Origin of the sequence: Pantoea eucrina (assembly GCF_020079945.1) — a bacterium.
GTDB lineage: Bacteria > Pseudomonadota > Gammaproteobacteria > Enterobacterales > Enterobacteriaceae > Pantoea > Pantoea eucrina.
The window spans coordinates 188028-202394 of the sequence record NZ_CP083448.1; the positions used below are offsets into that span (position 1 = coordinate 188028).

Below are 14367 nucleotides of genomic sequence, written 5' to 3' on the forward strand. Positions count from 1 at the left end.
CAGATTGTCTGATAGAAAGTAACGAGCAGAAAAACCTCTACAGGCTTGTAGCTCAGGTGGTTAGAGCGCACCCCTGATAAGGGTGAGGTCGGTGGTTCAAGTCCACTCAGGCCTACCAGATTTGTCTCATGCTGCGTTATGTCTCCGGCTCGCATAGTTCACTATGCTTCGCGGAAACATGCCTTGCCTGAGCCAAATCAACGTTTCTCCCTGGAGAGAAGTTGAGTGGTAGTAGATGGTCTCTGCAGTGACTGTATGGGGCTATAGCTCAGCTGGGAGAGCGCCTGCCTTGCACGCAGGAGGTCAGCGGTTCGATCCCGCTTAGCTCCACCATTACAGTCCTGAAAAATACTTCAGAATGCACCTCAGGGCGCATTGCGAAGTTTTGCTCTTTAACAATCCGGAACAAGCTGAAAATTTGAAACGACCGCGTCGTATTCGTTCTCCGTAATAAGAACGATGCGCGATGCGGCCGGGTCTCAAAATTATCGCGATTCACGAGCGTTCAAAACGCCTGTGGGTTGTGAGGTTAAGCGACCAAGCGTACACGGTGGATGCCCTGGCAGTCAGAGGCGATGAAGGACGTGCTAATCTGCGAAAAGCGCCGGCAAGGTGATATGAACCGCTACAGCCGGCGATGTCCGAATGGGGAAACCCGGTGCACCCAGTGCATCATCGCAGCATGAATACATAGTGCTGCGAGGCGAACCGGGGGAACTGAAACATCTAAGTACCCCGAGGAAAAGAAATCAACCGAGATTCCCCCAGTAGCGGCGAGCGAACGGGGAGCAGCCCAGAGCCTGAATCAGCTTGTGCGTTAGTGGAAGCGTCTGGAAAGGCGCGCGATACCGGGTGACAGCCCCGTACACGAAAACGCACAGGCTGTGAGCTCGAAGAGTAGGGCGGGACACGTGGTATCCTGTCTGAATATGGGGGGACCATCCTCCAAGGCTAAATACTCCTGACTGACCGATAGTGAACCAGTACCGTGAGGGAAAGGCGAAAAGAACCCCGGCGAGGGGAGTGAAACAGAACCTGAAACCGTGTACGTACAAGCAGTGGGAGCCTTCTTTATGGGGGTGACTGCGTACCTTTTGTATAATGGGTCAGCGACTTATATTCTGTAGCAAGGTTAACCGCATAGGGGAGCCGTAGGGAAACCGAGTCTTAACCGGGCGCTAAGTTGCAGGGTATAGACCCGAAACCCGGTGATCTAGCCATGGGCAGGTTGAAGGTTGGGTAACACTAACTGGAGGACCGAACCGACTAATGTTGAAAAATTAGCGGATGACCTGTGGCTGGGGGTGAAAGGCCAATCAAACCGGGAGATAGCTGGTTCTCCCCGAAAGCTATTTAGGTAGCGCCTCGTGAACTCATCTCCGGGGGTAGAGCACTGTTTCGGCTAGGGGGCCATCCCGGCTTACCAACCCGATGCAAACTGCGAATACCGGAGAATGTTATCACGGGAGACACACGGCGGGTGCTAACGTCCGTCGTGAAGAGGGAAACAACCCAGACCGCCAGCTAAGGTCCCAAAGTCATGGTTAAGTGGGAAACGATGTGGGAAGGCACAGACAGCCAGGATGTTGGCTTAGAAGCAGCCATCATTTAAAGAAAGCGTAATAGCTCACTGGTCGAGTCGGCCTGCGCGGAAGATGTAACGGGGCTAAACCATGCACCGAAGCTGCGGCAGCGACGCTTGCGTCGCTGGGTAGGGGAGCGTTCTGTAAGCCGCAGAAGGTGGCCTGTGAGGGCTGCTGGAGGTATCAGAAGTGCGAATGCTGACATAAGTAACGATAAAGCGGGTGAAAAGCCCGCTCGCCGGAAGACCAAGGGTTCCTGTCCAACGTTAATCGGGGCAGGGTGAGTCGACCCCTAAGGCGAGGCCGAAAGGCGTAGTCGATGGGAAGCAGGTTAATATTCCTGCACTTGGTGTTGCTGCGAAGGGGGGACGGAGAAGGCTAGGTTATCCGGGCGACGGTTGTCCCGGTTTAAGCGTGCAGGTGTGAAGACCAGGCAAATCCGGTCTTCTTTAACACTGAGGCGTGACGACGAGGCTCTACGGAGCCGAAGTAACTGATGCCCTGCTTCCAGGAAAAGCCTCTAAGCTCCAGGCAACACGAAATCGTACCCCAAACCGACACAGGTGGTCAGGTAGAGAATACCAAGGCGCTTGAGAGAACTCGGGTGAAGGAACTAGGCAAAATGGTGCCGTAACTTCGGGAGAAGGCACGCTGGCGCGTAGGTGGAGGGACTTGCTCCCCGAGCCGAGGCCAGTCGAAGATACCAGCTGGCTGCAACTGTTTATTAAAAACACAGCACTGTGCAAACACGAAAGTGGACGTATACGGTGTGACGCCTGCCCGGTGCCGGAAGGTTAATTGATGGGGTTATCCGCAAGGAGAAGCTCTTGATCGAAGCCCCGGTAAACGGCGGCCGTAACTATAACGGTCCTAAGGTAGCGAAATTCCTTGTCGGGTAAGTTCCGACCTGCACGAATGGCGTAATGATGGCCAGGCTGTCTCCACCCGAGACTCAGTGAAATTGAAATCGCTGTGAAGATGCAGTGTACCCGCGGCAAGACGGAAAGACCCCGTGAACCTTTACTACAGCTTGACACTGAACATTGAGCCTTGATGTGTAGGATAGGTGGGAGGCTTTGAAGCGCGGACGCCAGTCCGCGTGGAGCCATCCTTGAAATACCACCCTTTAACGTTTGATGTTCTAACGTGGGCCCGTTATCCGGGCTGCGGACAGTGTCTGGTGGGTAGTTTGACTGGGGCGGTCTCCTCCCAAAGCGTAACGGAGGAGCACGAAGGTTGGCTAATCCTGGTCGGACATCAGGAGGTTAGTGCAATGGCATAAGCCAGCTTGACTGCGAGAGTGACGGCTCGAGCAGGTGCGAAAGCAGGTCATAGTGATCCGGTGGTTCTGAATGGAAGGGCCATCGCTCAACGGATAAAAGGTACTCCGGGGATAACAGGCTGATACCGCCCAAGAGTTCATATCGACGGCGGTGTTTGGCACCTCGATGTCGGCTCATCACATCCTGGGGCTGAAGTAGGTCCCAAGGGTACGGCTGTTCGCCGTTTAAAGTGGTACGCGAGCTGGGTTTAGAACGTCGTGAGACAGTTCGGTCCCTATCTGCCGTGGGCGCTGGAGAATTGAGGGGGGTTGCTCCTAGTACGAGAGGACCGGAGTGAACGCACCGCTGGTGTTCGGGTTGTCACGCCAGTGGCACTGCCCGGTAGCTAAGTGCGGAAAAGATAAGTGCTGAAAGCATCTAAGCACGAAACTTGCCCCGAGATGAGTTCTCCCTGGCTCCCTGAGAGCCCTGAAGGGACGTTGAAGACGACGACGTTGATAGGCCGGGTGTGTAAGCGCAGCGATGCGTTGAGCTAACCGGTACTAATGACCCGTGAGGCTTAACCTTACAACGCCAGAGGCGTTTTGAGAGACCCGATTTTCAGCTTGTTTTGCCGGATAACAGAATTTGCCTGGCGGCCACAGCGCGGCGGTCCCACCTGACCCCATGCCGAACTCAGAAGTGAAACGCCGTAGCGCCGATGGTAGTGTGGGGCCTCCCCATGCGAGAGTAGGGAACTGCCAGGCATCCATCAAGTAAGAGAGCCCTGAACACGCGTTCAGGGCTTTTTTACGTCTGCAGAAAATAACTTTTATGTTCGCTCACGGGTATTGCTGAAGCATCAGCATGCTATGGGTACTTTTTTTACCTCAAAAAAGATCTTACCGTCTCGCTTTTAGTGCCGGCGCAATTTCCTTTCTTCTCTGTCGCTGTCGGTTATGCCACATTAAGCTGAAACATTTTCATAAATAGCATGAAGTCTCGACATTCCGCGTATGCCAGGCTAATCTCGGGCATCTGGATGTCTAAACGTTTATATGGTTATCAGCAAGAGGTGAGCAGGTTATGCCAATCAGGGTGCCCGACGAATTACCGGCAGTGAATTTCTTACGTGATGAAAATGTGTTTGTGATGACCTCATCGCGCGCCCGTGTTCAGGAGATCCGCCCGTTAAAAGTACTGATCCTTAACCTGATGCCAAAAAAGATCGAGACTGAAAATCAGTTTTTACGTCTGCTCTCTAACTCACCGCTGCAAATTGATGTGCAGCTATTGCGGATAGACAGCCGCGAATCGCGCAATACCCCCAGCGAACATCTGAATAACTTTTACTGCAATTTCGAAGAGATACAGCACGATAACTTCGATGGCCTGATTGTGACAGGTGCGCCGCTGGGTCTGGTTGACTTTAACGACGTCGCCTACTGGCCGCAGATCCAGCGCGTGCTGCACTGGGCAAACGAGCATGTCACCTCTACGCTGTTTGTCTGCTGGGCGGTACAGGCTGCGCTGAACATTCTGTATGGTATTCCCAAGCAGACGCGGCAAAACAAACTGTCAGGCGTCTATGAACATCAGATCCTGCATCCGCACGCTTTGCTGACGCGCGGCTTTGATGACAATTTTCTGGCGCCGCATTCGCGCTATGCAGATTTTCCCAGCCAGCTTATACGCGACTACACCGATCTCGAACTGTTTGCTGAATCTGAGGCAACCGGCGCCTATCTGATGGCGAGCCGGGACAAGCGGCTGGCCTTTGTAACCGGGCACCCGGAATATGACGCGCTGACCCTTGCAGGTGAATTTCACCGGGATAATGATGCGGGTCTGCAGCCGGAAGTGCCGTTTAACTATTTCCCGCAGAACAATCCGGCCCTGCCGCCACGTGCGACCTGGCGCAGCCACGGCAACCTGCTGTTCTCTAACTGGCTGAACTACTATGTTTACCAGATCACGCCGTTTGATCTGCGCCATATGAATCCGACTCTCGACTGATCTCTTTTTAGCTTCTCTCCACCGCGATCGCCCTCAGGCCATCGCGGTTTTTTTATGTCTTTTCCAAAGCAGAAACCATTGCCTTTATTTTGATACTTTAAATAACAGTATATACAGATAGTTAATGCTTATCTTTTCATAAAATGGAAATAGTTTTTGAAATAAAAATTAAAATGCATATGCTCTGATCCTGTCGGTTACAAAACATCCAGTATTCTGATCCCGGCAGTAAACCAGGATCGCTTCAGGAGAGAGCCAGCATGACAGACACGATTATTCACTCTACGCTGACCTTCACTCAGCCCTTCTCAGACGCGGAGCAGCAACTGCTGACGCCGGCGGCTATCGATTTTCTGCAGGCGCTGGTCGTGCGCTTTGCCCCGGAACGCGATCGACTGCTTAAAGCGCGGCAGCAGCGCCAGCGGGACTACGATCGCGGAGCGCTGCCTGACTTTAATGCGGAAACCACTTCCATTCGTGAAAATGAATGGCAGGTGCGCCCGCTGCCTGAGCTGCTGTGCGATCGCCGGGTCGAAATTACCGGGCCACCCGATCGCAAAATGACCATTAACGCGCTGAACGCCAACGTTAAGGTTTTTATGGCGGATTTCGAGGATTCGCTGGCTCCGTGCTGGAGCAAGCTGATTGAAGGGCAGCAGGTGCTGCGTGAAGCGGTCGCCGGTACGCTGCGGTTTACCCGCGATGATGGCCGGATCTACCAGCTGCGCTCCGATCCTGCACTGCTGATGTGCCGGGTGCGCGGATTACATCTGGCTGAAAAGCATGTGGAGTGGCGCGACAAAGCGATTCCGGCTGGCCTGTTTGATTTTGCTCTCTTTGTATTCCATAACGTGCGGGCGCTGCAGGAAAAAGGGCATGCACCGTGGTTTTATCTGCCTAAAACCGAGCACGCCAGTGAGGTAGCGTGGTGGCGTGAGATCTTCCGCTTCAGCGAAGATCGTTTTGATCTGCCGCGTGGCACGATCAAAGCCACGGTACTGATTGAAACGCTGCCCGCGGTGTTTCAGATGGATGAAATCCTGTGGGAGCTGCGCGACCACGCCGTAGCGCTTAACTGCGGCCGCTGGGATTACATCTTCAGCTACATCAAAACGCTGGGGCAGCACGGCGATCGCATTCTGCCCGATCGACAGCAGATCACCATGGATCAGCCATTTCTGGATACGTACTCCCGGCTGCTGATTAAAACCTGCCACCGGCGCGGCGTACTGGCAATGGGCGGCATGTCTGCACTCATCCCGGCGCAGGAAGAGACGCGCAATGCGTGGGTAAAAGAGAAAGTTGAGGAAGATAAAGCGCGCGAAGCGGGTAACGGCCATGACGGGACATGGGTTGCGCATCCTGGTCTGGCAGATATTGCCATGAAGGTGTTTGATCGCCAGCTGGGCGATCGCGCCAATCAGCTGCACGTGACGCGTAATACCGATTCGCCGGTAACGGCTGAGCGGCTGCTGCGTCCCTGCCGCGGTTTACGTACCGAAGCGGGCATGCGCGCAAACATCCGCGTTGCGCTGCAGTATCTGGAAGCGTGGATTAGCGGTAACGGCTGCGTGCCGATTGAGGGACTGATGGAAGATGCGGCAACGGCTGAAATCGCCCGCGCCTCTATCTGGCAGTGGATCCGTCACAAACAGATCCTGAGTGATGGCCAGCTGGTCACTGCTGCCCTGTTTGAGCAGTTTCTTGACGAAGAGCTGGCCGCACTGCGCCAGCGCTACGGCGATATACGTTTTCAGCAGGGACGTTTTGAAGATGCGGCCGCGCTGATGGCGCAAATCACCACGGATAAAGAGCTGGTTCCATTTCTGACGCTGCCAGGCTACCGCCTGCTGGCCTGACCCCCGGAGAGAGTGCTATGAATCGGACACAACAGATCACACAACTGGAAATGAGCTGGCAGGATGCGCGCTGGAACGGTATCACGCGTCCCTATCGGGCAGAAGAGGTCATCAGCCTGCGCGGCTCGGTAACGCCCGCCTGCACGCTGGCAGAACGGGGCGCCGTCAGGCTCTGGTCGCTGCTGAACGGCGGCGCGACTAAAGGTTATATCAATAGCCTTGGTGCGTTAACCGGGGGGCAGGCAGTGCAGCAGGCGAAAGCCGGTATCGAAGCGATCTATCTCTCGGGCTGGCAGGTGGCGGCGGATGCAAACCTCGCCGGTCAGATGTACCCCGATCAGTCGCTCTATCCGGTTAACTCTGTACCGGAGGTGGTGCAGCGGATTAACCAGAGCTTTCAGCGCGCCGATCAGATCCAGTGGGCCAGCGGCCTGTCGCCGGAAGATGACGCGTATGTCGACTATTTTCTGCCGATAGTGGCCGATGCGGAGGCGGGCTTTGGCGGCGTACTGAACGCTTTTGAGCTGATGAAATCGATGATTGTGGCCGGGGCTGGCGCCGTGCATTTTGAAGATCAGCTGGCGGCGGTAAAAAAATGCGGCCATATGGGCGGTAAGGTGCTGGTGCCAACGCAGGACGCGATTCAGAAACTGGTAGCTGCACGCCTTGCGGCTGATGTCATGAATGTGCCAACCGTGCTGATTGCGCGCACCGATGCGGATGCCGCTGACTTAATTACTTCTGACTGCGATCCGAACGACAGCGCGTTTATCACCGGTGAACGTACGCCGGAGGGGTTTTATCGCACCCGTGCCGGGATCGAGCAGGCGATCAGCCGCGGTCTTGCCTATGCGCCCTATGCCGATGTTTTATGGTGTGAAACCTCCACGCCCGATCTGGCGCTGGCGCAGCGCTTTGCTGACGCGATACACGCGCGCTATCCCGGCAAACTGCTGGCTTATAACTGCTCACCCTCATTTAACTGGAAGAAAAACCTCGACGATCGCACCATCGCACGCTTTCAGCAGGCGCTGAGCGACATGGGCTATCGCTTTCAGTTTATTACGCTGGCCGGGATCCACAGCATGTGGTTCAGCATGTTTGACCTGGCGCACGCGTACGCGCAGGGCGAGGGGATGCGCCACTACGTTGAAAAAGTGCAGCAGCCGGAATTTGCGGCGCGCGACAAAGGCTACACCTTTTCATCGCATCAGCAGGAAGTGGGCACCGGTTACTTTGATCGCATCACCACGGTGATTCAGGGCGGCGCATCTTCTGTGACGGCCCTGACCGGCTCAACGGAAACCGCGCAGTTCTGATCGGATCGGCAAGAGAGGCGCCGCTGCTGTGCAGCGGCTCGTGGCCACCGCGTACCGGAGATAACTGATGTCACCCGGAGAATCCCTTATTGCCCATACCATTCTGCAGGGCTTTGACGCGCAGTACGGTCGTTTTCTCGATATCACCGCCGGTGCGCAGCAGCGGTTTGAGCAGGCGGACTGGCCGGCGGCGCAGCGCGCCATGAAGGAGCGCATACATCTGTATGATCATCATGTCACCCTGGTAGTCAGTCAGTTGCGCGTGCTGAACGGGCAGGCGGAGTGGGATACCGCCTTCTGGCTGCGGGTAAAGGCGCACTATGAGACGCTGCTGCCGGGCTATCCGCGCCATGAAATTGCAGAGAGCTTTTTTAACTCCGTTTACTGCCGGCTGCAGGGGCACAGCCATCTGTTTCCAGAGCGGCTGTTTATTCACTCCTCGCAGCCGGGTTTGCAACAACCGGAAGCGCAGCGTCCACTGTCGCGTCGCTATGCTCCCCGGCCGGACTGGCAGAGTGCGCTGCGGCAGCTGCTGTCCGATCTTCCCCTGCGGCTGACGTGGCAGGATCGGGCACGCGATATCCGCTGGATTGAGCGGCATCTGAAGGAGCAGTTCAGCGCGGCGCAGCTGGCCGGTGCCGTGCTGGAGGTCGCCAGCGAACTTTTCTATCGTAACAAAACCGCGTGGATTGTCGCGCGGTTGCAGTTCCGCAGCGGTGAGATCCTGCCCTGTCTGCTGCCGATCCAGCGCGACAGCGATGGGCAGCTGTGGATCGATACCTGCCTGACGGATCGCGATGAGGCGAGCATCGTATTTGGCTTCGCCCGCGCCAGCTTCATGGTTTACGCCCCGGTGCCTGCGGCGCTGGTGGCGTGGCTGCAGCCGCTGCTGCCAGGCAAAACCCTCGCCGAGCGCTATATCGCCATTGGCTGCCAGAAACACGGTAAAACCGAGAGCTACCGCGAATATCTGCACTATCTGGCACACCATGATGACGCATTTGCGCCTGCGCCTGGCGTGCGCGGCATGGTGATGCTGGTGTTTACTCTGCCGGGCTACGATCGGGTATTCAAGGTCATTAAAGACCGTTTCGCGCCGCAAAAGGAGGTAACGGAAGCGCAGGTGCACGACTGCTACCGGCTGGTCAAAGAGCACGATCGCGTCGGACGCATGGCGGATACGCAGGAGTTTCGCTATTTTGCCCTGCCGCGCGCGCGGATCCCGGACGCGCTGATGGCGGAGTTCATGCGCGATATACCGGAAAAGATCACGCTGCGCGATGAGAACGTTATCATTCGTCATCTCTGGCTGGAGCGTCGCATGGAGCCGCTCAACCTCTGGCTGCAGCACGCCAGCGAGGCGCAGCGTCGGCATGCGCTGGAGGAGTATGGCAATGCCATCTGTCAGCTGGCGGCGGCTAACATTTTTCCCGGCGATATGCTGTTTAAAAATTTCGGTATGACGCGCCACGGGCGCGTGGTGTTTTATGACTACGATGAAATCCGCCTGATGACTGAGCTGATATTCCGTGACGTTCCGCCCGCGCGTTATGAAGAGCAGGAGCTGCAGGCAGAGCCCTGGTACAGCGTCGGGCCCGATGACATATTTCCGGAGACGTTCCGTTACGCGCTCTGCAGCGAACCCGCGACCGGCAGGCTGCTGCAGACGCTGCATCCGCAGCTGTTTGACCCCGGCTGGTGGCGATCGCTGCAGGCGCAGATCCGCAATGGCCATGTTGAAGAGGCGATGGCGTGGCGTAACGCCCGGCGCTTCAGCGTGCGCTACGCCACGGTAGCAGTTTAACGCCCGGCGTACGCCTGCGTAACCGTTCGGGCGGCGCGGATCACCAGCGCACCCAGCTCGGTAATACGATCGTCCGTCATACGGGCCAGCGGGCCTGAAATAGAGATCGCGGCAAACGCGTCGCCGTGCTCGTCATAAATAGGTGCCGCTACGCAGCGCAGCCCCAGCGCATGCTCCTCATCATCATGCGAGAAGCCCATTTTGCGGATCAGCGCCAGATTCTCTTTCAGCGTATGCGGCGACATCAGCGTTTTAGGCGTATAGCCGTGCAGGCCTTTCTGATGCAGCAGTGCAGTTACCTGATCGTCATTCAGATGGGCCAGAAAAGCTTTCCCGGCGCCGGAAGCGTGCATCGGCAGCTTGCCGCCAATCGGGGCTGACATACGCATCAGCTGCGTGCACTGCACCTGATCAACAATCACCGCCTGATAATCACTCAGGTCCAGCACCGCCAGATTCACCGTCTCGCCAGCTTCCTCCATCAGTCGCCGTAACACCGGATGCACAATGGCCAGCAGATTGCGGCTCTGCAGAAAACTGCTGCCCACCACAAAGGCGTGGGCGCCAATCGTCCAGTAGCCCAGATCGCCCACCTGATGCACAAAGCCCTGCTGCTGCATCGTGGAGAGCAGACGATGCGTGGTTGAATTTGGCAGGCCCGCCTGCTGCGCCAGCTCGGTCAGCGCCACGCTGCCGTGCGCGTCGGCAATTAGCTCCAGCAGACGCAGGCCGCGCGTCAGCGACTGAACCTGACCGCCAGCCGGCGGCGTAGCCGCAGGGGAGGTAACGCGAGGTTTTTTTCCGCGTTTAGCCGGTACCGGGGTAGCCATAGTTGCTCCATTTCAGCGTTGTACGTGGAAACCATTTTCGTTTTAACCATTATGGAGGCAAATGCAGTTGTGCTGGTCGGATCTGTGAGCAATGAGGAAAGAAAGCGTGCGGAGTCTGACTGATGCCAGGGGAAAGAGGGGTGGAGAGCATCAGCACAGATAGAGTGCGCGGGTGTTACCCCGCGCCCGATCTTAATTAAACCGCGCGTCGCGATCGGCGGTCAGATCGTAGAGCTGATATTTACGACTCAGCATCTGGCCACCATCACGCGTCAGCGGCACCCAGTTCACCTGTGCACGGCCGCGCGTTGGCGTGACGGTAAACAGATCCATCGGAACCGAAATATAGAAGCCTTTGGTAAAGTCGCCTTCGCCATACGCTTCAGATGAAACGTTGGTTTTGGTGGCGTAGAAGCCCACGGTGACGCCGCTGTCGTAGCGTTTGGAGATATCCAGCGTGGCGCCTTTATCCTTCGCCAGGTATTGCCCCACGCTCGCTTTCACCAGCACATCCTGCATAAACCACGGGCGCCAGTAGGCGGTCAGATGACCGGTTGGCGCTTTGTAGTCGCGGAACTGCATCATGTTGTCCCAGTCGCGTTGTTTGACATAGTTGGCATCAACGCCCACCGCCCAGTTGCTGTCTACCGGGCGGTAGAGCACTTCAGCACCGGCGCCGCCATACATGGTCTCCAGATAGCCGCCATAAACCTGACCATACAGGTTATTACCGAGGTAATGCATATAGTTGGCCTGCAGATCGTTTACGTAGACATTGTTTTTCACATAGTCGCGGATATGGGTACGCACGCGCGGCAGCGTGGAGTCAGAGGGCGCGCCGTTATAATTGAAGCGGTCATAGTTGTTCACGATATTGCCAAACAGGCTGCCGCTCACCAGCAGGTGATCGGTCAGCCAGTAATCCGCGTTTGCCATCGCGCCAACCTGATACATATAGAAGCTTTCCGGCCCGCCAACTGACTGGTTGAGCACCGGTGACAGGCTGTAGTTCAGGCGATCTTTACGCATAAACAGGCCCTGCTCGGTTGCGCCCGGATCGACCGGATTAACGCGCGACTGCTGCAGCGGCTGCTCATGCCCCAGCGGATAGCCGCTGAGCGTATTATGCAGGCTGGCAACCTGCGTGCGCGTCGTCACCTGCGGCATATTAAAGCGCGACTCCGTGACGGCAATTGTGTCAATGCCGGCTGGCAGGTGATTCATCATAATACGATTGGCGCGATCAACGCCTTCGCGCGTATCGCGATATTTGATCTGCTCACCGCTGACGTAAAGGGTAGCGCCTTTGGTCTGAATGCGCGGGCCATTGAATCCGGCGTCATACTTCAGTGCGCTAAGCTGGCTGGCGACCACGGCAGAATCCAGCAGATCGCCCTGCGGATGCGGGTCGTAAGCAGGCTTCGGCGTATCGATATGCGTCTGGCGCAGATCGTTGAAGTTGGTGCGAATGGTTACGCCAAACATAAAGGTGTTGCCGCGCTCATAGCTGGCATTGATATCTGCCCAGTCAGTAAGGCGATAAATCGCACCGGCGTTGACTTTGCTGCGCTGCTCCAGCCGTCCGGCAAAGTCATCCTGATAATCGTTGCCCTCATACTCCAGCTTAAGGCGCAGCGGCTGCCACGGCGTCTGATACTCCACGCCGCCAAACAGGGCAGCAGGGCCATGAAACAGCTGTGAGCCATTGACTGAACCAGCCGTGCCGCCACCGGTGCGGCTGCAATAGCTGTCGCTGTAAGAGCAAAACGAGTTTTTCACGGTGCCGCTGTTGCCGAGATAGCCCCAGCCAAGGCCCAGCGTAAAATCGAATGGCCCCCAGGCTTTAGACGCCACCAGATATTCGCTGTCAAACAGCCCGGTGCCGCCGAGGTCGCGTGAACCCACCGCCACCTCCGGCAGCCAGTAGCTCTCCTGCCAGAGGCGCAGTTTCAGATCGAACGCTTTATCTTTATAACTCTGGTTGCCGCTGAAATCTTCCACGCCGCTGTAGCGACGGGTCCGCACATCGGTATAGCGTACGGTGGTTTCCAGCCACGACAGAAGCTGAAGCGAGGCGGAGTAGTAGCGATACTGATCGTTATCCCGCGCGTTAAGGCTGAATTCACCCTCTTTCGCCATGCGGGCGGTAGGCGTCTGCAGCAGGCCGACGCCGCCAAAATCGGATTGTGAAGGACCCACCGGCTGCGGCCAGGTTTCAGCCTGCACCTGGCAGGCGGCAGAGACAGATGCAGCCAGCAGGCTGAGCAGTAGTTGTTTTTTCATTATTGCGGGATCCGGTGAGTCAGAACAGAAATCAGACGCGTATTTAAATCTGCCTGGCCCCACGGCAGGCTCCATGAGGTAAAGCCGAGCCAGATAATGCTGCCGGGTTCAACTTCAGCATGACGCTGATTCCAGTAGGCGACCGGAACCTGACGGACCTCGCCAGATGGCGCAATAACGGTGGCCACGCTGCGATCGCCGCCGGTCAGGCGTTCGTGTGCGGCGAGATAGTCGCGTACGCTGCGTCCGGGCTGCCAGCTCTCTGCGCCAGGCCGGGCGAGGGCGCCCATAATCAGTACCTGGTGCGGTTCCGGCAGGGTATAGAGGTCATAACTGCCCTGCAGCGCACGATCCGCTTCCGGATGCAGCCGCAGCCAGTCGATATCCAGCGAGGTAAACTGCCGGCCGGTAACCGGCAGCGCGTTGAGCTGCCGGATCACTGCACCGATGGTTGCGCCGAGTGCGGCATCGCTGCTGCCCTGCCAGGCACGCAGATCGGTCAGCAGCTGGTGGCGCTGTTGCTGTACGGCAGCGGTAGCACCGCGCTCTGCTATGACGGTGCCGGGCCACCAGGTATTGAGGCCGGGATGCGTCAGCAGCTGGCTCAGACGCTGAACGTCATCAATCTGCATGCTGCTATCGCCTGTCGCAGCGTGCACGGTAATCTGGCCTGCGGCCAGCGCGTTGCCTGCCGCAGGCAGAGCCAGTGCAGCCAGCAGAGTTATTATTTTTTTCATGATTTAGCCGGCTTCAGAAGGGTGGTTACAACAGGAAACTGGTCAGCGGCAAGCATCTGCTGCGTCTGCAGCACCGTGCCGTCGCGGTTGTCGATCCAGAACGTGTTCTGCCAGGTGCGGTTCAGGCTCGCCATCGACACATTTTCCTGCCAGACGCGGCACGGTATCGCTTCTCCCGCCAGCGTCAGCACTTCATCGGTGCCGCGCTCAAACTGCGAGACCGCCGTTGCGGCGCGTACCCGATCCTGTTCACGCCACTGCACGACGCGTGTCCAGCTGGCACCGTTCTGCAGATGCAGCGCATCAGCCAGCGGATCCCCGGCGAGGTTGCTGACCGCCTGCAGGTTGTCGCGCAGTCCCAGCGTTTTCACCAGGCGGCCATGCTGCATCACCAGCATGGCTTTGTCCTGAGTCACCCACTTTTGCTGACCCGCTTCAAGGTAGCCGAGTACCACAAAGATACGTGCGCCATTGTCGATGCGGGCGTACATACTGGCGTAAGGGAGTTTCTGAATCTGTTCGGCACTGACCGTGACGTCGTCGGGACCATTGACGGCAAGCATGACGGTCTGCTCAAGACCTTTTTGCGTCTGTGTGCAGGCCTGCAGCAACAGACAAAGCAGCAGCAAAGAGAGTTGGCGCACTGTGTGTATCCCTGTCTAAAAAACAAAAGC

General features: G+C 57.1%; 8 protein-coding genes, 2 tRNA genes and 2 rRNA genes. 8 read left to right on the plus strand and 4 right to left on the minus strand.

All coding sequences use genetic code 11. The annotated features are described in order from the left end of the window. Window positions 1–41 precede the first annotated feature (41 nt). From LAC65_RS00850 to aceK, 8 genes are all read left to right on the plus strand, one after another. Window positions 42–118, plus strand: a tRNA-Ile gene (locus LAC65_RS00850). A 139-nt stretch (window positions 119–257) separates the two neighbouring features. Beyond that, window positions 258–333 (plus strand) — tRNA-Ala (locus tag LAC65_RS00855). 194 nt (window positions 334–527) lie between these two features. Continuing rightward, a 23S ribosomal RNA gene (locus LAC65_RS00860) occupies window positions 528–3433 on the plus strand. Window positions 3434–3496: 63 nt separating this feature from the next. Continuing rightward, window positions 3497–3612 (plus strand): 5S ribosomal RNA (gene rrf / locus LAC65_RS00865). Between the two features lie 319 nt (window positions 3613–3931). Beyond that, on the plus strand, window positions 3932–4861 hold the full coding sequence (metA, locus tag LAC65_RS00870) for a homoserine O-acetyltransferase MetA (RefSeq protein ID WP_039381857.1): 930 nt from the start codon (window positions 3932–3934) through the stop codon (window positions 4859–4861). Between the two features lie 260 nt (window positions 4862–5121). Next, window positions 5122–6720: a malate synthase A gene (aceB, locus tag LAC65_RS00875; protein ID WP_039381859.1), complete on the plus strand. Its 1599-nt coding sequence runs from the start codon at window positions 5122–5124 to the stop codon at window positions 6718–6720. Between the two features lie 17 nt (window positions 6721–6737). After that, window positions 6738–8039: an isocitrate lyase gene (gene aceA / locus LAC65_RS00880; RefSeq protein ID WP_039381861.1), complete on the plus strand. Its 1302-nt coding sequence runs from the start codon at window positions 6738–6740 to the stop codon at window positions 8037–8039. Window positions 8040–8106: 67 nt separating this feature from the next. Beyond that, the gene (aceK, locus tag LAC65_RS00885; RefSeq protein WP_039381865.1) at window positions 8107–9843 is read left to right on the plus strand and encodes a bifunctional isocitrate dehydrogenase kinase/phosphatase; all 1737 of its coding nucleotides are present in this window, start codon (window positions 8107–8109) and stop codon (window positions 9841–9843) included. Here aceK and iclR read toward each other — a convergent pair. The 4 genes from iclR to LAC65_RS00905 all read right to left on the minus strand — a co-directional run bounded on the left by iclR (window position 9840) and on the right by LAC65_RS00905 (window position 14337). Next, entirely contained in the window at window positions 9840–10673 is an 834-nt protein-coding gene (gene iclR, locus LAC65_RS00890; protein WP_039381868.1) for a glyoxylate bypass operon transcriptional repressor IclR, read from the minus strand. The genes aceK and iclR overlap by 4 nt on opposite strands. 192 nt (window positions 10674–10865) lie before the next feature. Beyond that, complete coding sequence (locus LAC65_RS00895; protein WP_039381870.1) at window positions 10866–12956, minus strand: YjbH domain-containing protein; 2091 nt, start codon at window positions 12954–12956, stop codon at window positions 10866–10868. Further along, window positions 12956–13693: a capsule biosynthesis GfcC family protein gene (locus tag LAC65_RS00900; RefSeq protein ID WP_039381872.1), complete on the minus strand. Its 738-nt coding sequence runs from the start codon at window positions 13691–13693 to the stop codon at window positions 12956–12958. The genes LAC65_RS00895 and LAC65_RS00900 overlap by 1 nt, the downstream gene beginning before the upstream one ends. Further along, window positions 13690–14337, minus strand: coding sequence for a YjbF family lipoprotein (locus tag LAC65_RS00905; RefSeq protein WP_039381874.1), 648 nt, complete (start codon window positions 14335–14337; stop codon window positions 13690–13692). The genes LAC65_RS00900 and LAC65_RS00905 overlap by 4 nt, the downstream gene beginning before the upstream one ends. Window positions 14338–14367 lie beyond the last annotated feature (30 nt).

Excerpts from the sequence above, each read along its gene's own strand:
- LAC65_RS00895 (WP_039381870.1), bottom strand. The coding sequence starts at position 12,956 with ATGAAAAAACAACTACTGCTCAGCCTGCTGGCTGCATCTGTCTCTGCC.
- metA (WP_039381857.1), top strand. The coding sequence starts at position 3,932 with ATGCCAATCAGGGTGCCCGACGAATTACCGGCAGTGAATTTCTTACGT.
- iclR (WP_039381868.1), bottom strand. The coding sequence starts at position 10,673 with ATGGCTACCCCGGTACCGGCTAAACGCGGAAAAAAACCTCGCGTTACC.
- aceA (WP_039381861.1), top strand. The coding sequence starts at position 6,738 with ATGAATCGGACACAACAGATCACACAACTGGAAATGAGCTGGCAGGAT.
- LAC65_RS00900 (WP_039381872.1), bottom strand. The coding sequence starts at position 13,693 with ATGAAAAAAATAATAACTCTGCTGGCTGCACTGGCTCTGCCTGCGGCA.
- aceB (WP_039381859.1), top strand. The coding sequence starts at position 5,122 with ATGACAGACACGATTATTCACTCTACGCTGACCTTCACTCAGCCCTTC.
- aceK (WP_039381865.1), top strand. The coding sequence starts at position 8,107 with ATGTCACCCGGAGAATCCCTTATTGCCCATACCATTCTGCAGGGCTTT.